Here is a 19,052-nt window from a genome sequence, read left to right as displayed (position 1 = left end):
GCGAGCTTCCGTCCCGTGGGGCGCCCGCCGCTCAGGCGAAAGAGGACGCGGCGAGCCCCGCGGCGATCCCGGCGTTGGTCAGGAGGTTCCACGCCACGTTGGCGGCCAGCGCGCCGACCGGCACGGCGCGCTTCGGGTCGGTGAACGCCCAGCGGAGCGGCAGGAACAGGAGCAGCGACGGGACGAGGGCGACGAGGCAGAGCCTCGGGAGCGCGCGGGCCGCCACCGCGACCGCGATGGACGCCGGCGTGAGGAGGGCGGCGAGCGCGTACAGCAGGGCGGCGCCGCGACGTCCGAGCAGGACCACGAGGTGCTTCCGGCCGCCCTCGCGGTCCGGCCCCTCGTCGGGGAACTCGTTCAGCAAGAGGAGGTCGAACGTCATGAAGAACGCCGGGATACACGCCGCCGCCGCCTCGAGCGGAAGCGTTCCGTTCTGGATGAGCGCCGTCCCGATCACGGGGAGCGCGCCGAGGCCGAGTCCCGCCGCGACTTCCCCCGCCGCGTTTCGGGTCAGGACATCCGAGTAGAGGAGCACGCAAACCGCCCCTACCACGAGGACCGGGAGCAGGACCGGTCCCACCTCGAACAGGAGGACGATCCCGATCGCGAGCCCCACCGCCGCTGCCCCGAGCCCGAAGAGGAAAGCGGTGCGCGGAGCGAGGGCGCCCGCCGGCAGCGTGCCGCTCCCGCCCGAGAACGGCGTGCGGCGGGTCTTGAGATCGATCCCGGCCCTGAAGTCGCTCGCCTCGTTCAGGGCGTTGACCGACGCGTGGAGCGCGATGAGCCCCACCAGTGCGAGCAGCGTCCTCGGCCAGTCCACCGAGTACGCGTACGACGCGGCCGCGGCCCCGGACGCGACCAGCGTGACGGGCAGGAGCAGGAACGGCGCCCGGGCCACTCCGAGCCAGGCCTTCAAGGTCGCCATGTCATCCTCGCCCCCCGGCCGAAACGGGAAGGAACCGCGCCCCGAAGACGGGTGACCTTCCCCTCTCGGTATTGCATAATAGTACGACCTGCGGCGCCGAGTCCGGCGGCGCGGGATCGAGATCGAGGAGATCCGACATGCACCGCAAGAAGAGCATCGACCTGTTGAACCGGGCGGCGGCGGACGAGCTCCAGGCGGTCCACCAGTACATGTACTTCCACTTCCACCTCGACGACCAGGGGCTCGGCCCCCTGGCCGCGCTGTTCAAGCGGACCGCGATCGAGGAGATGATGCACATCGAGCTCCTCGCCGAGCGGATCCTGTTCCTGAAGGGGGAGGTGGAGCTGGTCGCGGCGGGGGAGGTCGAGAAGATCGACGACCCGCAGAAGATGCTGCTCAAGGCGGCCGAGATGGAGCAGGCGAGCGCCGCGTTCTACAACCAGGCGGCGACGGAGTGCGGCGCGATCCAGGACTCGGCGTCGAAGCAGCTTTTCGAGCGTCTCGTGGGCGACGAGGAGCGGCACTTCGACCAGTACGACAAGCAGCTCGCGCACATCAAGAAGTTCGGCGAGAACTACCTCGCGCTGCAGTCGTTCGCCGGTCCGGGCGAGGGCGGCGCACCGCCCGCTGGAGCCGGAGCGGCCTGAGCTAGCCGCGGCTCGCGGGCCAGAGGCAGGCTGCGCCGCGCACTCCGCTCGAGTCGCCGTGGGCGGGGGGGACGAGCCGGGTGTCGACCCGGTCGGAGAACACCCAGCTCGCCCAGCGCTCCGGGACGCCGCGATAGAGGCGCTTGAGGTTCGACAGGCCACCGCCGAGAACGATCACGTCCGGGTCGAGCACGTTGATCACCGAGGCGAGCCCGCGTGCCAGGCGCTCCTCGTAGCGGACGAGGGCCGCGTCGGCCGCTGCGTCCCCCGCCTCGGAGCGCGCCACGATCCCCGGCGGCTCGACCGCGTCGCCCGTCGCCTCCTGGTAGTCGAGGGCCAGCCCGGGACCCGAGAGGAAACGCTCGATGCAGCCGGTCCGTCCGCAGTAGCAGGAGGGCCCGGGCCACTCACCGGACGCAGGCCACGGGAGGGGATTGTGGCCCCACTCCCCGCCGATCGCGTTCGGCCCCGTCACGATCCGCCCGTCCGCCACGATCCCGCCCCCGACGCCGGTGCCGAGGATCACCCCGAAAACGAGCCTCGCCCCCGAGCCGGCGCCGTCCCGGGCCTCGGAGAGCGCGAAGCAGTCGGCGTCGTTCGCGATCCGGATCGGCCGGTCGAGCCGCTTCGCGAGATCCTCCGCGAGCGGCCGGCCGTTGAGCCAGACGGAGTTGGCGTTCTTCATCCGCCCGGTCGCCGGGGAGATCGCCCCCGGTGTTCCGATCCCCACCGTGGCTCGCTCGCCGATCTCTTCCTCGAGCGAACCCACGAGGGCGGCGATCGCCCGGAGCGTCGCGTGGTAATCGTCCCTGGGCGTCGGCACCCTCTTCCGATCGAACACGGCTCCCTCCCCGGTCAGGGCGATCGCTTCGATCTTGGTGCCCCCGAGATCGACCCCGATGCGCACGGTGGACCTCCCCCGGGAAGGGACGTACTCTACCAGAGGCTGCCGCCGTCGAGCGCGGCCGCGCCCGGCGGCTACTCCGACGGGCAGGGATCGGCGAGGGAATGCCGCGTGCTGGACATCTACGTCGACGGCGACGGCTGCCCGGTCAAGGACGAGGTCTACAGGGTCGCGGAGCGGTACGGGCTCCGGGTGCTCGTGGTCTCCCACGTCCCGATCCGCGTCCCGTCGCGGAGCCGGGTCGAGCCGGTCAGGGTGAAGAGGGGATTCGGGGCGGCGGACGACTGGATCGCCGAGCACATCCTGGAGGAGGATATCGCGGTCACCGCCGACATTCCGCTGGCCGACCGGTGCCTGAAGCGCGGCGCGCGCGTCGTTGCCCCCAACGGGCACTTCTTCACCGAGGCGTCGATCGGTGACGCCCTGGCGAGCCGCGAGCTGATGGAGCACCTGCGGCAGATGGGGGAGGTCACCGGCGGGCCGGCGCCCTTCGTCCCCGCCGACCGGTCTCGATTCCTCTCCCGCCTCGACGAGGCCGTCGTCGCGGTCAGGCTCGGCAAGGCGGTCCGCCGCTGAACGTCGGCGCCGCGGTTCCGCGAGCCGACAGCCCGGCACCTACGCCGGAAGCACTCGGGCTTCCTGCTCGAGCGCCGCGACCATCGCCCGCCATTCGCGCCGGAACCGCCGAAGCTCGCGCCGGGCGGCGCGGATCTCCGCGCGCCGGGCTCGGGCGCGCTCGAGCTCGGCGAGCCTGAGGCTCGCGCGGTGGAGCGCGGCCGACATCTCGCCGAACCGCTCCAGGAGGCCGCTCGATATCCGTTCCGCGTGGCCGCGGAGCCTGACCGTCAGCCGCTCGCGCGCGCACTCGACTTCCGCCGCGACGATCCTCTCGCGGGGCACGGTCTTCAGATTCCACGCGAGGCGGATCGCGGCGAGGAGGCGGATGAGCCACTTGGTCGGGTCGTACTGACCCGTTCGCACCCCGTTCCGGTAATCGGCGGCGAACCGGTGGTGGAAGTTGTGATACCCCTCGCCGAAGGTGAGGAGCGCGGTCACGAAGCTGTCGCGGGCGGAGGTGGCGGTCGTGTACGGCCGCCGGCCCAGGGTGTGCGCGAGCGAGTTCACGAAGAACGTCGCGTGGTGCACGACGACGACCCGGACGAGGCCGCCCCAGACGATCCCGCCCCAGGGCGATCCCAGCGCGTACCCCGCGGCGAGAGGAGCCCCGAATCCCATCAGGAGCGCCAGCGGCAGGTAGAAGCGGTGCTGCAGGACCACCCAGCGGTCGGCGAGGAGGTCGGGCACGTTGGAGAACTCGCGGGCAGTCGTGTCGGCGACGAGAAGCCAGCCGATGTGCGCCCAGAGGAACCCGCGGTTGATGTTGTACGGGTCCGCCTCGTCGTCGACGTTCTTGTGGTGCCGCCTGTGGTCCGCGGACCAGTCGAGGACCGACTGCTGGAAGGCGCCGGCGCCGACGAGGAGGAACGCGATGCGGACCGGGGCGATCGCGTCGTACGCGCGGTGCGCGAACAGCCGGTGATAGCCGGCCGTGACGCTCAGTCCGGTCGCGGCGGCGAAGACGACGAGGAGAACGAGATCGGCGAGCCGGAATCCCCGGAGAGCCAGGAGCGCCGACACCGCCGCGACCGCGGCGATCGGCGTCGCGAGCAGGAAGACCGCCGTCGGCCAGTTGATCCGCTTCATCGACGCCCACGATAGCGCGCGCCATCGTCGTGAAGCTTGTCCGAAGTCAAGAAGTGAGATAATGGAAACAGGAGGGCACTTCGATGGAAGCCGATACCCAGCGCAGGGAAGGGGCGGAATTCACCGTGTTGCAGAGATACGGGCTACGGTGGGCGGTGCTCGCCGCGTGGTACTTCGAGATGGCCGGCCGCGGTGCCGCTTTCGAGCCCGACTTCCTGAAGAGCCTCGATCTGGCCCGGACCAAGATCGCGGCGGGCACGTTCTCGACCTGCACGATCGGCTGCGACCTCGGAGGGATCGAGGGGACGCTGGTCTCGACGGCGGCCACGTTCGATCCGCCGTCGGTCGACGCCTGGCTGGAGAGGCTCGGGCAATCGATGTCGAATCCGGAGAGCGTCCAGAAGCTGATCGACGTCCCCGCGGTCCGGTCGCAGTACATGAAGTGCGGGATCCTGCCCTGCGACTGCAAGTAGGGGTCCGGCGCGGCAACGGGGCAATCCGGGGAGAGAAGGCGCTGCTCCAGTGCGCCCTCGTCGCGGCGATCGGTGTCGTGTACCTGCGATCGGCCGCGTTCGGCTTCGTGGCGCTCGACGACGCCGGGTACGTCGCGCAGAACCCGCACGTGCTGAACGGCCTGACGCTCGACGGGGTCGCCTGGGCGCTCAAGACCACGGCGCTGGGGAACTGGCACCCGCTCACATGGCTCTCGCTGATGGTCGACGCGGCGATCGGCGGTCGGTCGCCGGCCGTCTTCCACCTGACGAACCTGCTGCTCCACGCCGGGAATACCCTGCTCCTGTTCCATCTGCTCGCCGCCTCGACCGGCCTCGTGCGGCGCGCCGCGGTCGTCGCGGGGCTGTTCGCAATCCACCCGCTCCACGTGGAGTCGGTGGCTTGGGTCTCGGAGCGGAAGGACGTCCTCTGCGCGCTCTTCGGCCTTCTGGCCCTCGTGGCCTACCGGCGGTACGCCGAGCGCCCCGGCTTGGGGCGCTACAGCCTCGTCGGCGGGGCGCTCGCGCTGGGCCTCACGGCGAAGCCGATGCTCGTGTCGGTCCCGGTGCTGCTGCTCCTGATGGACTACTGGCCTCTCGGTCGATTCCGGCGCGGGGCGAGCCGGGGCGCGAGCGGCTCGAGCACCCTGGTCCTGGAGAAGCTTCCCCTCGTCGCGTTGTCGGTGGCGGCCGGCGCGACCACGATCTGGGCCCAAGCCCACGAGCGCGCCGTCGTGAGTCTCGAGTCGATCCCCATGGGCGCCCGCGTCGCGAACGCGATCGTCTCGTGCGCGTGGTACCTCGGCAAGACGTTCTGGCCGTCGGGCCTCGCGGCCTCCTATCCCTACGCGCCCTCCGGGCCCTCCGTTCCAATGGCCGTGGCGTCCGCCGCGTTCCTTCTCGCAATTTCCGCTCTCGTCTTACGGCAGGCGCGGAGCCGCCCGTACCTGCTGACCGGCTGGGTCTGGTACCTCGTGAGCCTCGGTCCCGTCATCGGGCTGGTCCAAGTCGGAATCCAGCCACGGGCCGACCGCTACACGTACCTCCCTCTCGTTGGACCGTTGATCATGCTGGTGTGGGGAGGCGCGGATCTCCTGGGGAAGGTCGCCACGTCGCGAGCGCGGCGGCTCGCCGTCGCGGCGGGGGCCGCCGCGATGGCGGTCGCCCTGATGGCCGCCGCATTCGTTCAGGTCGGATACTGGAAGGGCACCCGGGAGCTCTTCACCCACGCGATCGCGGTGAGCCCCGGGAGCGCGGCGGCTCACGACGGGCTGGGGTTCGAGCTGCTCGGAGCGGGACAGGTGCGGGAGGCGCTGGCCCACTTCGAGGAGGCGGTGAGGATCATGCCGGAGTACCCGGAGGCTCACGTGAACTTTGGCGCGGCGCTGGCTCTCTCGGGGCGGCGGGACGAGTCGCTCGCGCAGTACCGCGAAGCCGTCCGATTGCGCCCCGGAGACCCGAAGCTCGTGGCCCGTCTCGGCTCGGCGCTGGTCCTGGAGGGGAGCGTCGAGGAAGGCGCCGCGAAGCTGCGGAACGCTGTGGAAGCGGACCCGGACGACGGAAACGCGCTGAAGCTCCTCGGAACGGCGCTCGCCCGATTGGGCCGCGAGGAGGAGGCCGTCGCGCGACTCCGGCAGGCGGTGCTCCTGCTCCCGGGCGACGCGGAGCTCCGCGTGAGCCTCGGCGTGCTTCTCCTCGCGCGGCGGGACGCGGCGGAGGCCGAAGCGCAGTTCCGCGACGCCCTGCGCATCGCACCCGGTGACGCCGCGGCGCACCGGAATCTCGGGGTGGTCCTGGCGAAAGAGGGACGCTACCCGGAAGCCATCGCGCACCTCGAGGCCGCGCTCCGGGCCGATCCGTCCAACGAGGGAGCGAGGCTGAACCTCGAGCGCGCGCGGAGGATGGCGGGAGGCTCGCCGTGACGGGATTCCTCCGCACGATGGCCCCCTCCAGGCGTCGCACCTCGAGCGCCGCCCCGTGGGTGGCCGCGGTCGTGATGGCGTCGCAGGTCCACGCCGGGGCTTCCACGGAGTCGCCCATCCAGGACAACAGCTTCCTCGTCGAGGAGGCGTACAATCAGGAGCCCGGCGTCATCCAGCACATCAGCTCGTACGCTCGGTCGCACGGAGACGGCTCGTGGGTTTACACGTTCACCGAGGAATGGCCCGCCGGAGGGCAGGTCCACCAGATCAGCGCCACGCTGCCCGTCCTCGGGGTGAGCACCGACGCGAGGCGGCGCCATGGCCTGGGTGACGTCGCTCTGAACTATCGCTACCAGGCCGTCGGCGACGGCGCCGCGCGCGTTGCCGTCGCCCCACGGCTGTCGTTGATCCTCCCGACCGGCGACGAGGCGCAGGCTCTGGGATCCGGCAGCCGGGGACTGCAGGTCGCCGTTCCGGCGAGCATCGTCGTCGCGCGTCGGTTCGTCACGCACTGGAACCTCGGGGGAACCTGGCTCCCCAACGCCAGGAGCCCGTCCGGCGACGAAGCCCGAGCCACGGCCGTCAACGCCGGCGCCAGCGTTGTATGGCTCGCGCGACCGAGGCTCAACGTCCTGCTCGAAACCGTCTGGGCTCGGGCCGAGTTCGTCACGGGTCCCGGCCGGACAGCGATAGCGAGCAGCGCCTTCGTGAACCCGGGCCTGCGGTGGGCGTTCGACACCGCCGCCGGCCTCCAGATCGTCCCGGGCGTCGCCGTGCCGCTGGGTGTCGGCCCGAGCTCGGGGGAGCGACAGGTCTTCCTCTACCTCAGCTTCGAGCATCCCCTGAAACGACGCTGAACGGGTCGGACAAGGTCGGCGGCCCCCCACCGGGCGAGTTCGGCTACCTTGTCGTCGGGAACGGCGGCCGGGCGGGCGCCGGGCGGGGCTCCTCGGCGATCTTCTTCATCAGGTAGTCCACCGCTTTCATGAGCTGCGCGTCGTATCCCTTCGCCATCTCGGCGGGATCGAGGTCGACCGTGATGTCGGGCGTCACCCCCTCGTTCTCGATCACCCATTTCCCTTCGGTCGTGTAGACGCGGTAATCGGGGGCCGTGATGGCGCCGCCGTCCACCAGCGGCGTGAACATCGAGATCCCGACGAGGCCGCCCCAGGTGCGCGTGCCGATCAGCGGCCCCATCTTCTTGAGCTGGAACTCCGACGGGAGCTGATCGCCGCCGGAGCCGGCCTGCCGGTTCGTGAGCATCGCCTTGTGCGCCCGCGTCGCCACCAGCGGGGACGCGTAGTCGTGCGAGTAGCGGCGCGTCCAGTAGTAGAGGATCGGGCTGTTGATCCGATCGAGGAACGGATCGGGGTCGAGCCCGCCGGCGTTGTAGCGCCCGTCCACGATCAGCCCTTCCTTCCGCGTCTGCCCATACCAGTAGAGCGGGAACATCTCCGCCGAGCCGGTGAAGGTGTCGGGGAGGTGCAGGTAGCCGACCTTGCCGCCCGAGGCCGCCTCGACGGTCTCGAGGTTGCGCTCGACCCAGTCGAGGTACCGGAACCTGGACTCGTCGGGCGACGGGACCACCACGACGTCGCGAGCGTCGGTCGCCTTGGCGCCGGAAGCCAGCGTGAGCCTCACCGGCTTGTCCGCCAGCCCCTCGAACGCCGCGTAGACCTCCTTCGCGGTCGTGACCTCCCGGCCGTCCACCGCGACGAGGAGATCGCCTTCCCGGGCATCGACGCCGGGTGCCGCCAGCGGCGGGACCGCGCCTTTCGCCCAGTCGGGGACGCGGAGGATGCGCAGGATCCGGTAACGGCCGGTCGCGGCATCGGCGGCCCAATCGGCGCCGAGCATCCCGACCGGGATCGTCTCGGGCTTGCGGTGCCGGTCGCCGCCGTAAACGTACGTGTGGGACGTCGACAGCTCCCCGATCAGCTCGCCGATGACCCACCTCACCTCGGCCCGGCTCTCCGCCGCCTCGATCAGCGGCTCGTACTTCTTGCCGATCGCGGCCCAGTCGAGGCCGTGCATCCCGGGGTCGTAGTAGTAGTCGCGCTCCGTGCGCCAGACCTCGCGGTAGATCTGCTTCCACTCCGCGCGCGGATCGACGGTCATCGTCAGGCCCGCGAGGTCGAGCGGCTCGGCCTTGGCCTTGTCGTCGTCGGTGTCCACGATCCCGATGTCGCTCCCCTTGCGCCAGACCAGCTCCTTCCCGTCGGGGGAGAGGGCGTAGTCGTCCACCGCCTCGAGGACGGTGCGGGTCTTCCGCTCGTCGAGGTCGAAGGCCACGAGCTTGCGGGCCTCCGGCTCGCGGATGTCGAACCGGTTGAAATCTCCCTCGTCCGCGTCGAGGAAGTACAGCGAGCCTCGCCCGACGCCGAGGTTGCGGTAGTTGCCACGGGGGAGCGGCAACGGCTCGATGCGTCCTTCGATCCCGCCGAACTCCACGATCGTCTTCGGCGGCGGCTCCTTCGACTTCGGCTCCTCCCCCTTCTCGGCCTCGTATCGAGACTTCTCCCTCCACTTGGGCTTCCGGGGCTCGTCGCCGGTCTTGGGGGGCAGGAGCGCCGGTGAGCCCGCGCGAAGGGACAGGGCGTAGAGCCCCGCGACCTTCTTGTAGACCAGCTCGAAGTCCATGTCGCTGTACGTCGGGTCGAACCGGCGGTTGCTCACGAAGAAGAGCCGCTGCCCGTCCTCGGAGAACACCGGGCCGAAGGCGTCGAGCGGGCCCGCGGTCACCGGCTTCGCTTCCCGGGTCTCGACGGCGTAGATCCAGATCCGGTTCACGAGGTCGGAGCCCATCTTGGTGTACGCGAGGAACCGGCCGTCGGGCGACCAGGCGTCGTCGAAGATCGGCTTGGCGTCTTGGCCCAAGTCCATGGCCTCGTCGTCCGCCTTGTCCACCTTCGTGATCGCCTTGGTGTCCAGGTCGATGTACGAGAGCGTCAGCGTCTGGTCGGTGAAGGCGAGCCGCTTCGAGTCGGGGGACCAGCGCAGGGCGAAGCGATACCCGTCGCGGTGCGTCGTGAGCCGGACCGGCTTGTCCTTTCCCATCGGGTCGGTGAGCCAGATCTCGTACTCGCCGCTGCGGTCGGAGAAGAACGCGATCCACTTGCCGTCCGGCGACCAGGCCGCGTCCTTGTCGCGGGAGCCGGGGTCGCGCGAGAGGTTGCGGACCGCCCCCTTCTCGCGAGGAACGGTGAAGACGTCGCCCCGGGCCACCACGAGCGCGCGGTTCCCGTCCGGGGAGAGCCCGATGTGGGTGATCCAGTCCTTGACGTTCTTGACGTAGGGGCGCGCCTCCGGGGAGTCCGCCAGGATCTCGAAGGAGACCGACTTCGACTGTCCCGTGACCGGGTCGAAGACCTCGAGCCCGCCCGCGCGGTCGTACACGATCTTGCCGGTGCCGTCGGACGGCCGCCCGGCGTCGTAGTCGGTGAAGCGGGTGAGCTGCTTCTGCTGGCCGGTGCCGGGGTCGAGGGAGAACAAGTTCAGGACGCCGTCCGGGTCGGCCTCGAAGTAGATCGTGTCGCCCATCCACATCGGGAAGCGCTCGGTCCCACGCGCGTCGGTCAGGCGTCGATCGACGCCGGTGCGGAAATCGTAGAGGTAGAGGTCCGGGGCCAGCCCGCCGCGGTATCGCTTCCAGGTCCTGTCCTCGGTGGCGACGCGGGTGTACGCGATCTCGGAGCCGTCCGGGGAGTAGCTGCCCCAGCCGGCCTCCGGGAGCGGGAGCGCCTCGAGCCCCGAGCCGTCGGGCGCGATCAGGTAGAGCCGGGTGAAGCGGCTGTACGCGTCGCGCCCCGAGCGGAACAGGATCTTCCCGTTCGTCGGGTGCCAGCCTACGACCTCGTCCTTCCCCGGGTGGTAGGTGACCCGCGTGATGTCCCCCCCCTCGGTGTTCATCACGTAGACGTCGGTGTTGCCGTCGTAGTCCGCGGTGAACGCGATCCGCTTCCCGTCGGGGGAGAATTTGGGGTATCGCTCCTCCCCCTCGTGGAACGTGATCCGCTTCGCGACGCCGCCGCTCGCCGGGACGGTCCAGATGTCCTCCGCGTGGACGAAGACGATCAGGTCGCCGTGAATGTCCGGCTGCGTGGCGAGCCTCATCGGCGCCGCGGCGAGAACGCCGGGCGCGGCGTCGAGGGACCACAGGAGGGCGAGAATGGGGAACGCGGCGACGATCGTCGCGCGCGGGACGAGGCGGAATACCGGCCGAGGGGTCCACATGGGGGCGAGATCCTCCGTAAGTCGGGAATAGAGAGACGTAACATGGCACAGGCGGCGGCAAAGGCCAAGGGGAGCGCGGGGTGAGGTGTCCGGGACAGGGCGGATGCGCCCGCCGAGATGCGATTACCCCTCTTTCGTGAACGACCATATGATCGGTGACGATTCGGAGCCGGAAAACATACTGGGAACCGCGACCGGACACCCTCCGATGGGGGGATGTATTGGCGCGTGGCATAGGAGGTGGGTGATGGCGGGACTCGTCATCCAGACGATCGACGGCAAGACGATGGCACTTTCGACCGACGCGCTCGACGCGTTCCGCGGCGAGCTCCGAGGTCGCCTGTGCTTACCGGGGGATCCAGGGTACGACGAGGCGAGGACGCTCTGGAACGCGATGATCGACAAGCACCCTGCGGCGGTCGTGCGCGCGGCCGGGGCGAGCGACGTGATCCAGACCGTCCGGCTGGCCGCGAAACACGGCCTGCTGCTCTCCGTCCGGGGCGGTGGGCACAACATCGCGGGGAACGCCGTTTGCGATGCCGGGTTGATGCTCGACCTGTCGCGGATGGACTCGGTTCGGGTCAATCCCACCGAGCGCACCGCCCGCGTCGGGCCGGGCGCCAGGCTGGCCGATCTCGACAAGGAGACCCAGGCCTTCGGTCTCGCGACACCGGTGGGGATCAACTCGACGACTGGAGTCGCCGGACTGACTCTCGGCGGAGGATTCGGCTGGCTCAGTCGCAAGTACGGGCTGACGGTCGACAACCTCCTGTCAGCCGACGTGGTGACTGCCGCGGGAGAGCTGGTTCACACGAACGACACGGACCATCCCGATCTCTTCTGGGCGATCCGCGGCGGAGGCGGGAACTTCGGTGTCGTGACCTCGTTCAAGTTCAGGCTCCACCCTGTCGGCCCCCAGGTCATCGCCGGGCTCATCGTTCACCCGTGGGCGAGCGCGAGACAGGTGCTCCTCGAGTACCGCCGCTTCGTCGCCCGGGCGCCGGACGAGCTGAGCTGCTGGGTGGTGATGCGGAAGGCGCCGCCCCTTCCCTTCCTCCCGCAAGAGGTCCACGGCAAGGAGGTCCTCGTCCTCGCCCTCTGTCACGCCGGCGACCTCGCCTCGGGCGAGAAGGCCGCGGCGCCGTTCAAGGCGATCGGGAAGCCGATCGCGGACGTCGTGGGGCCCCATCCGTTCGCGGGATGGCAGACGGCCTTCGACCCGCTGCTCACCCCCGGCGAGCGCAACTACTGGAAGTCGCACGATTTCGTCGACCTCGAGGACGGCCTGATCGACGTGCTCCTGGACGGCATCGGCCGTCTCCCATCGCCCCAGTGCGAGATCTTCGTCGGGAACCTCGGCGGCGCGATCAACCGGGTCCCCGCCGGGGCCACGGCCTACCCGCACCGGAACGTCAACTTCGTGATGAACGTCCACACGCGCTGGAGCGATCCATCGCAGGACAAGGCGTGCATCGCGTGGGCGCGGGCGCTCTACGACGCCGCCGCGCCGTTCGCGACGGGGGGCGTCTACGTCAACTTCATGCCGGACGACGAGGTGCAGCGTGTCCGCTCGGGAGCCTACGGCCCGAACTACGACAGGCTCGCCAAGGTCAAGGCCAAGTACGATCCGAGGAATCTGCTCCGGATGAACCAGAACATCGCCCCGAGCGTGCCCGCGTAACGGGCTACCTCCGGCCCGAGGCCATCCGCGTCGCGTCCGGGAGGCCTCTGAGGCGCAGCATCGCCGCGATGCCGCAGGCCGGACCTGGGGCGAGGAGCGCGAACGCCCACCTCCAGCCGATCCGGGAGACGGCGAGCGGGACCAGGCGGATCGTCAGGAGCGTGAGCAGGAACCCGAGGCAGGTCTGGACGGTGAGCGCGGTCCCGACGTGCGACGGGTCCGCCAGCTCGCTGACCGCGGCGGAGAACTGCGCGCTGTCGGCGACCACCGCGAATCCCCACAGGAGACACACGGCCGTGAGGACCGCGGGGGAGCGGAAGGCGAATCCGACGATCAGGCAGCAAGTCCCCGACATCGCGAGGCTCGCGGACGCCACGACCGTGCGCCCCCATCGGTCGGCGAGGAGGCCCGCCAGAGCGCTTCCGAGCGCCCCGGCCGCGATCGTGGCGAAGCCGGCGACCTTGGCGCTCACGACGCTCGCGCCGGCGCGACGGAAGCTCTCGAGGAGCAGAAGCGGAGCCCAGGTCCACATCGCGTACAGCTCCCACATGTGGCCGAGATAGCCGAGGTTGGCGAGCCGGCTCGGCCGGGATCCGAGCGCGGACAGCGCGTAACGCCAGTCGAACCGGCTCGTCGAGGGGAGCATCGGCCCGCCGCGCACCCACCGCCAGGTGACGAGCGCCGCCACGAGCGCGAGGGCCGACGCGGTCAGGACGACCGGTCGCCACGGCGGAGGACCGATGCCTCCTCCGAAGATCGGGAGCCCGTTGATGAGGTGAGGCGACGCGGACCCGACGGTGAGCGCGCCGACGAGAAGCCCGATCCCGAGACCGCGATCGCGCGACGTCCAGCTGGCGATCAGCTTCATCCCCGGTGGGTAGACCCCCGCCAGGCACACTCCGGTGAGGAAGCGGAGGACCAGAGCCTCGCGGAAGCCGCCGCCGGCCACGATCCCGGCGTTCGCGGCCGCACCGAGAAGGGCGCTCGCGGCGAGCAGCCGCTCCGCGCGGATCCGGTCCGACAGGTTGAGCCACGCGCTCACCAGCGCGCCGACCACGAATCCCGCCTGGACGCTCATGGTTAGCCACGACGGCTCGCCGCCGTCGAGACGCCACTCCCGCGTCAGCTGCGGCACCACTGCCGAGGCCGAGAACCACAGCCCCATCGCGAGCAGCTCGGCGACCAACAGCAGGCCGACGTTCCTCCTCTTGGCGACCATCTGGTTAGTATACGTGGGCGGAATCGAACACGGAGTTCGACCGAGCGCTCGCTTCGAGCGGTCCTCGCGCGTGACGGATCCCGGGGGAACTCCCGCTCGTGGGGCTCCCGGTCTCAGCGGTTGACCGTGCCCATGTCCGGATACCGATTCCCGGCCGCGGCGCCGGGCGGGATCGCGGCATCGAGCCGCCGCACGTCATCTGCCGTCAAGTCCACAGCGGCGGCGGCCGCGTTCTCGTCGAGGTACGCTCGGCGCTTCGTGCCGGGGATCGGAACGATGTCCGCTCCCTTCGCCAGCACCCAAGCCAGAGCGACCTGGGCCGTGGTGACCCGCTTCTCGCGGGCGAGCGCTTCGATCGGCGCGATCAGGTCGAGGTTGCGCCGCAGATTCTCTCCCGTGAAGCGCGGCCAGCTCCGCCTGCGATCGTCCTCGGCGAAAGAGTCGGGCCCCTCCACCTTTCCAGTGAGGAACGCGCGGCCCAGCGGACTGTACGCGACGAACCCGATCCCGAGCTCGCGCACCGTGGGGAGGATCTCCGCCTCGGGATCGCGAGTCCAGAGGGAGTATTCGGTCTGCAGTGCCGTGATCGGATGCACGGCGTGGGCGCGCCGGATCGTGGCGGGCGCGGCTTCGGAGAGGCCGAGATAGCGTACCTTTCCCCGGCGCACCAGCTCGGCCATGGCGCCCACCGTGTCCTCGATCGGCACCCGGGTGTCCACCCGGTGCTGGTAGTAGAGGTCGATGAATTCGACACCGAGGCGCGTAAGGGACGCGTCGCAGCAACGCTGCACGTACTCGGGCCTGCCGTTCACGCCGATCCAATCGCCGTCGGGGGTTCGCTCGTTGCCGAACTTGGTGGCCAGCACCACGCGGTCGCGGCGGTTGCGGATCGCGCGCCCGACGAGGACCTCGTTGGTGAACGGCCCGTAGATGTCGGCGGTGTCGAGGAACGTCACCCCGAGCTCAAGGGCGCGGTGGATGGTCGCGATCGACTCCCCGTCGTCTTGCGGGCCGTAGAACTCGCTCATGCCCATGCAGCCGAGCCCCATCTCGGAGACGACGAGCCCCTGCGATCCCAACCGGCGCTGCTTCATGCCTCGACCCTCTTTCCCGGCCGTACGGCACCCAGGATCGTTCAGAGTAACACGCGGAGGATGAGGGCAGCCGTCAACTCATCTGCGTGCCGCCGCACACGGGCAAGTACGTGCCCGTCACGAAGCGCGACCGCTCGGTGCGGAAGAAGCGCACGGAGCCGGCGAGGTCGTCCGGCGGCGCGGGACGTCGCAGGGCGTGCCGGTCGAGGTCCAAGCGGCAGCGAGTGAGTCGCTTGTATTCGGCGTTGGGTTCAATTCGGCAGATCGTCGACAAGTAGGCTTGGAACGGCGCACGTCACCCGTCACCCCATGTCCGAAGTGCTCCAGGTCAGTCGCTTCGTACGGTCGGGTTGATCCCACCGACCGCATCGAGCACCCATTCGCTCAGGTACGACAAGATCTCTCTACTCACCCAACCGCGCTTCGCGTCCGCCAGGGTGTGTCCGACACCGGGAAAGACCCGGATAGCGATGCGCGGGTTCTTCTCCGGCTCCAACGCATCTCGCAACCGGCGCACGCTCTCCTTCATCGGTACGTTGTCGGTCTCGTCCAACTCACCGAAAACCGCCAGCGCGGGCCTTTCCAGACGACGCCACGCCCACAGGGGATCGACGTCGCCGACCTTTCGCCACCAAGACCAATGCCAGTCGTCTCGAGACCCCGGCAGTTCCGCCGCGGCAGGCGCCCAAGGCCCTTCCTTGAGCGCTGCGAGGGCGGCGGCGTAGGTCGCCCACGTCGAGTCGGTCGAGGTCCGAGCGTAAGCGGTCGCCAGCTCCCCTACGGCGGCGATTGCGCTGATGCCATCCGCCGGCACGCCCTCACGTCTCAGATCCTGGACCATCTCATGGCGCATTTGATCGTAAAGGGTGACGGCGCCCGCCGACACGGCCACGACGTACGCCACGTCCTTCGAGCGCACCGCGGCGAGCGGCGCCACGACTCCCCCTTGGCTCAGGCCCACGAGACCGACGCGCGATGGGTCGACCCGGCGGTCTCCACGAAGCAACGAAACGGCGGCCAGGGCGTCGTCGCCAAGGTCCTCGAGGCTCGCGGCCCGCCAATCGCCGCCCGACGCACCCGACCCACGCTTGTCAGGGAAAAGCGTTACCACGCCGGCGCGCGCCAGGTGCTGCGCGAAGGTGAAGGCCCACACGTTGTCGCGGTCGCTGTCTCCCGAACCTTGGATGAACACGGCTCCCGGCAGCGCAAGTGGAACCTCACGCAGGGTTCCGCCCGTCTTCCCCACGAGCTTCCGGACCCGCGGGATCATGAGGAGCCCCGCGAGCTCGGTCGCGCCGTTGCGGTAGCGCACCTCCTCCATGTCGAACGGAGATTCCCTCGCCCGGGGCATGCGCGTCGGCGGAGCGCCGTTGACGGAGAGACCGAGAGCGAGGCTCCGACCCTCACGATCGCGCTCGACGGTGATCGACGCGTTCTCCCAACTGCCGGACCCGACGGTTCGGTACCGATCGGGCCCCGTGGCCTCCAGACGATGGAAATGAACGCCGTCGAAGTCGAGGAGCCGATATCCGCCCGTCGGACCCCAGACGACGAGCACTTTTCCGGTCGGGGACGATTCATACCAGCCCGCGATCCTCCCGCCGTCGGTGGCGGCGATCGGCGCGGTCGGTTTGGAGGGATGCGGTGGGCCCTGTGCCGGCAAAGTGACCACCGAGACAGCAAGCGCGAACCAAGTCACCACGATCGCGATCATATCGAGTCACTCCTGAGGGACGGGGGACGCGACCCCAGTGTTCCTCCCTGCATTAGAAACGCGCGAAGACGCCTCGAAGTTGCACCGGTGGCCCGCTGACGCTCCGATATCCCGGCGCCACGTCGAGAGATCACGTCTCGTGGGAGGCTCGGAATTGGGCACAATTTGGCCAATCAGCCTTCATCCAAGGCGCGAGCATTACCCTGCGACCCTTCTGGAGGTGTGCGTGGGCGGAACCAAGGTCGACGGTTCCCTCCCGAGATGTGGTCCACTTCCCGCACGTGGAGGAGAATGCTGTTGGGAGGTGGCTTCACCGCAGGACGGCAGGGTGACACAAGCTGGCCTTCCAGGACGTAATTCTCGGATCTGCAGCTTGAACCTCCTATCCCCCGAGAGGTGGCAGGAGACGCAGAGCTGGTTTGAGAGATGATTGAACACAAACAAGCGGAAGGACCGTCCGGCACCTCATTCGGGCGTTACCAAGTCGTGGAACACATCGGCTCGGGCGGAATGGGTGCGGTCTACGCTGCGTACGACGAGAAGCTTCAGCGCAAGGTAGCGCTCAAGAGCATCCGGCTCGAACGTCAACTTGACGAACAAGCCCGCAACCGCTTCCTGCGTGAGGCGCGGGTTCTCTCTCAGTTGGGGCACCCCAACATCTGCCAGATCTTCGACTACCTCGAAGGGAAGGAAGGCGACTTCCTTGTCCTGGAGTTGATTGACGGCAGGAACCTGTCCAAGGCCATCAGGAAGGGGCTCCCGGACGGATTGAAGCTGCGGATCGCGGAGCAAATTGCGAGCGTGTTGGTTGCCGCCCACGGGAAGGGTGTGATCCATCGGGACTTGAAGCCCGACAACGTCATGCTCACCCAGGAGGATCAGGTCAAGGTCCTGGACTTTGGCCTTTCGCGGCAGCTGGGCGAGGAACCTGCCCTGACACCACGCAGTCCTTCTTCCGAGGCGATCTCCGCGAGGACAGGATCGGACCAAGGGCCCAACGTCGCCGAGGCCGTCACGGAGATCGAACCTGCAGTGCCCGACTCGGGATCCGACAGCGGCCTCACGACCGCGGGAAGCATCCTGGGAACATTGGGCTACATGAGCCCGGAGCAGGCGCGGGGGGAGCCGGTGACGCCGGCGAGCGACATGTATTCCTTCGGCCTACTCCTTCAGGAGCTCTTCACGGAGAAAGCTCCGGTGGAGACGGAATCCGACGTGGAAACCCGGGTTGAAAGAAGCAGGGCTCGCGAAGCGTCGCCGGTCAGCGTTCTGGATCCAGATTTGCAAGCGCTGATCAACAGGCTGAAGTCCTTGGCCCCGGGCGCCCGCCCTTCCGCGGAAGACACCGTTCAGAAACTGACTTGGATCCGAGAGAAGCCGCTTCGGCGCAGGAAGAAGATCTTGTTGTCCGTCGCGGCAACCGCTCTGATGGTTTTCAGCCTCGCCATGGCCGTACAGTCCATCCGAGCGGGGCGTGCAGAGAAGCGCGCGCGCGAGGAAGCAGAGATGGCCAAGCAGGTGTCGGATTTTCTCACGAGCATCTTCAATGTGTCCGACCCCGGCGAAACCAGGGGAAAGACGGTCACCGCCCGCGAAATCCTGGACAAAGGGGCCAAGAAGGTCGCGACGGAACTCAAAGGCCAGCCGCTCGTGCAGGCCCGGCTGATGAGCACGATGGGAACGGTCTATACGGAGCTGGGTCTTTACAACGACGCAGAACCCCTGCTCTCGTTCGCGCTCGGTGTCCAGGAAAAGGCTCTCGGCCCGAACCATCCCGATGTGGCTGAAAGCCTGAATAATCTGGCTTCTCTTCACTGGTTCGAGGGCAAGTACGCAGAGGCCGAGTCGCTCTACAAGCGATCCTTGGAGATCTGGGAGAAGACCCTCGGCCCGGACCATCCCGATGTGGCCAAGAGCCTGAATAACTTGGCGCTTGTCTACTGGAACGAGGGTAAGTACGCGGAGGCCGTGCCGCTCGCCAAGCGGTCCCTGGACATCTGGGAGAAGGCCCTCGGCCCGGAGCATCCCGATGTGGCTCGAAGTCTGAATGGCCTGGCGAGCATCTACTCGAGCCAAGGCCAGAAGGAGAAGGCCGAGCCGCTCTTCCAGCGGTCCGCGGCCATCTACGAAAAGGCCCTGGGCTCGTACTACCCCGGCCTGGCCGCACCCCTGGTTAACCTGGCGAATCTCTACTGTGACGAAGGCCGGTTGACCGAGGCGGAGCCGCTCTACACGAGGTCGTTGGCGATCCGCGAGAAGACGCTTGGCCAGGATCATCCCGATGTGGCCGTGAGCCTGAACAATCTGGCGACTCTCTACTGTGAGGAAGGCAAGTACGCGGAAGCCGAGCCGCTTTGCAAGCGGTCCCTGGCCATCTACGAAAAGGCCCTCGGCCCGGACCACAGCCATTCCCGCTAAACGCGACATGCGCCTGGATCCGGAAGAGCCGGCCAACGTGGCCCGCATGGCGGCGTCGATGCAACTCAGGTATGTGGTCATCACCAGCGTCAACCGCGAC

General features: G+C 68.9%; 14 protein-coding genes. 7 read left to right on the top strand and 7 right to left on the bottom strand.

The features are described 5' to 3' along the window. Positions 1-31: 31 nt before the first annotated feature. Positions 32-925 (bottom strand): prenyltransferase, encoded by an 894-nt coding sequence (locus tag LAO51_05115; GenBank protein ID MBZ5638124.1) that lies wholly within the window; start codon positions 923-925, stop codon positions 32-34. Positions 926-1,062: 137 nt separating this feature from the next. Between LAO51_05115 and LAO51_05110 the strand changes: the two genes are divergently transcribed. Next, the gene (locus LAO51_05110; GenBank protein MBZ5638123.1) at positions 1,063-1,572 is read left to right on the top strand and encodes a bacterioferritin; all 510 of its coding nucleotides are present in this window, start codon (positions 1,063-1,065) and stop codon (positions 1,570-1,572) included. 1 nt (position 1,573) lies between these two features. Here LAO51_05110 and LAO51_05105 read toward each other — a convergent pair whose 3' ends face one another. Beyond that, entirely contained in the window at positions 1,574-2,479 is a 906-nt protein-coding gene (locus LAO51_05105; protein MBZ5638122.1) for an ROK family protein, read from the bottom strand. A 108-nt stretch (positions 2,480-2,587) separates the two neighbouring features. Between LAO51_05105 and LAO51_05100 the strand changes: the two genes are divergently transcribed. Then, a complete protein-coding gene (locus LAO51_05100) occupies positions 2,588-3,052 on the top strand; it encodes a YaiI/YqxD family protein (GenBank protein MBZ5638121.1) in 465 nt (154 codons plus the stop codon). Positions 3,053-3,091: 39 nt separating this feature from the next. Here LAO51_05100 and LAO51_05095 read toward each other — a convergent pair whose 3' ends face one another. Then, positions 3,092-4,180 carry a fatty acid desaturase gene (locus LAO51_05095; GenBank protein MBZ5638120.1) on the bottom strand — a complete coding sequence of 363 codons (1,089 nt, stop codon included), beginning with the start codon at positions 4,178-4,180 and terminating at the stop codon, positions 3,092-3,094. 83 nt (positions 4,181-4,263) lie between these two features. Between LAO51_05095 and LAO51_05090 the strand changes: the two genes are divergently transcribed. From LAO51_05090 to LAO51_05080, 3 genes are read left to right on the top strand one after another with little or no spacing between them, the layout of a single operon-like run. After that, entirely contained in the window at positions 4,264-4,653 is a 390-nt protein-coding gene (locus LAO51_05090; GenBank protein ID MBZ5638119.1) for a hypothetical protein, read from the top strand. Next, the gene (locus LAO51_05085; GenBank protein MBZ5638118.1) at positions 4,623-6,593 is read left to right on the top strand and encodes a tetratricopeptide repeat protein; all 1,971 of its coding nucleotides are present in this window, start codon (positions 4,623-4,625) and stop codon (positions 6,591-6,593) included. Before LAO51_05090 ends, LAO51_05085 begins: the two co-directional genes overlap by 31 nt. Before the next feature lie 17 nt (positions 6,594-6,610). After that, complete coding sequence (locus LAO51_05080) at positions 6,611-7,450, top strand: transporter (protein MBZ5638117.1); 840 nt, start codon at positions 6,611-6,613, stop codon at positions 7,448-7,450. A 43-nt stretch (positions 7,451-7,493) separates the two neighbouring features. On the opposite strand, the gene LAO51_05075 is transcribed toward LAO51_05080, so the two are convergent. After that, entirely contained in the window at positions 7,494-10,826 is a 3,333-nt protein-coding gene (locus tag LAO51_05075) for a PDZ domain-containing protein (protein ID MBZ5638116.1), read from the bottom strand. Positions 10,827-11,073: 247 nt separating this feature from the next. On the opposite strand from LAO51_05075, the gene LAO51_05070 reads away from it, so the two are divergent. Next, positions 11,074-12,507 (top strand): FAD-binding oxidoreductase, encoded by a 1,434-nt coding sequence (locus LAO51_05070; protein ID MBZ5638115.1) that lies wholly within the window; start codon positions 11,074-11,076, stop codon positions 12,505-12,507. 4 nt (positions 12,508-12,511) lie between these two features. Here the strand turns inward: LAO51_05070 and LAO51_05065 are convergent, their stop codons facing one another. From LAO51_05065 to LAO51_05055, 3 genes are all read right to left on the bottom strand, one after another. Beyond that, the gene (locus LAO51_05065; GenBank protein MBZ5638114.1) at positions 12,512-13,726 is read right to left on the bottom strand and encodes an MFS transporter; all 1,215 of its coding nucleotides are present in this window, start codon (positions 13,724-13,726) and stop codon (positions 12,512-12,514) included. A gap of 113 nt (positions 13,727-13,839) precedes the next feature. Next, positions 13,840-14,820: an aldo/keto reductase gene (locus LAO51_05060; GenBank protein MBZ5638113.1), complete on the bottom strand. Its 981-nt coding sequence runs from the start codon at positions 14,818-14,820 to the stop codon at positions 13,840-13,842. Between the two features lie 328 nt (positions 14,821-15,148). Beyond that, complete coding sequence (locus LAO51_05055; protein MBZ5638112.1) at positions 15,149-16,534, bottom strand: alpha/beta fold hydrolase; 1,386 nt, start codon at positions 16,532-16,534, stop codon at positions 15,149-15,151. Between the two features lie 426 nt (positions 16,535-16,960). On the opposite strand from LAO51_05055, the gene LAO51_05050 reads away from it, so the two are divergent. Then, positions 16,961-18,952: a serine/threonine-protein kinase gene (locus LAO51_05050; protein ID MBZ5638111.1), complete on the top strand. Its 1,992-nt coding sequence runs from the start codon at positions 16,961-16,963 to the stop codon at positions 18,950-18,952. Positions 18,953-19,052: the final 100 nt, after the last annotated feature.

The sequence above is a fragment of the Terriglobia bacterium genome (assembly GCA_020073205.1).
Taxonomy (GTDB): Bacteria; Acidobacteriota; Polarisedimenticolia; order Polarisedimenticolales; family JAIQFR01; genus JAIQFR01.
Note: the sequence above shows the minus strand (reverse complement) of the source record. Positions and strands in the feature narration are given on the sequence as shown.

Bases quoted from the DNA above. Each gene is read 5' to 3' on its own strand.
- LAO51_05065 (MBZ5638114.1), bottom strand. From the start codon at position 13,726: ATGGTCGCCAAGAGGAGGAACGTCGGCCTGCTGTTGGTCGCCGAGCTG.
- LAO51_05055 (MBZ5638112.1), bottom strand. From the start codon at position 16,534: ATGATCGCGATCGTGGTGACTTGGTTCGCGCTTGCTGTCTCGGTGGTC.
- LAO51_05090 (MBZ5638119.1), top strand. From the start codon at position 4,264: ATGGAAGCCGATACCCAGCGCAGGGAAGGGGCGGAATTCACCGTGTTG.
- LAO51_05060 (MBZ5638113.1), bottom strand. From the start codon at position 14,820: ATGAAGCAGCGCCGGTTGGGATCGCAGGGGCTCGTCGTCTCCGAGATG.
- LAO51_05080 (MBZ5638117.1), top strand. From the start codon at position 6,611: ATGGCCCCCTCCAGGCGTCGCACCTCGAGCGCCGCCCCGTGGGTGGCC.
- LAO51_05075 (MBZ5638116.1), bottom strand. From the start codon at position 10,826: ATGTGGACCCCTCGGCCGGTATTCCGCCTCGTCCCGCGCGCGACGATC.
- LAO51_05110 (MBZ5638123.1), top strand. From the start codon at position 1,063: ATGCACCGCAAGAAGAGCATCGACCTGTTGAACCGGGCGGCGGCGGAC.
- LAO51_05050 (MBZ5638111.1), top strand. From the start codon at position 16,961: ATGATTGAACACAAACAAGCGGAAGGACCGTCCGGCACCTCATTCGGG.
- LAO51_05095 (MBZ5638120.1), bottom strand. From the start codon at position 4,180: ATGAAGCGGATCAACTGGCCGACGGCGGTCTTCCTGCTCGCGACGCCG.
- LAO51_05115 (MBZ5638124.1), bottom strand. From the start codon at position 925: ATGGCGACCTTGAAGGCCTGGCTCGGAGTGGCCCGGGCGCCGTTCCTG.
- LAO51_05070 (MBZ5638115.1), top strand. From the start codon at position 11,074: ATGGCGGGACTCGTCATCCAGACGATCGACGGCAAGACGATGGCACTT.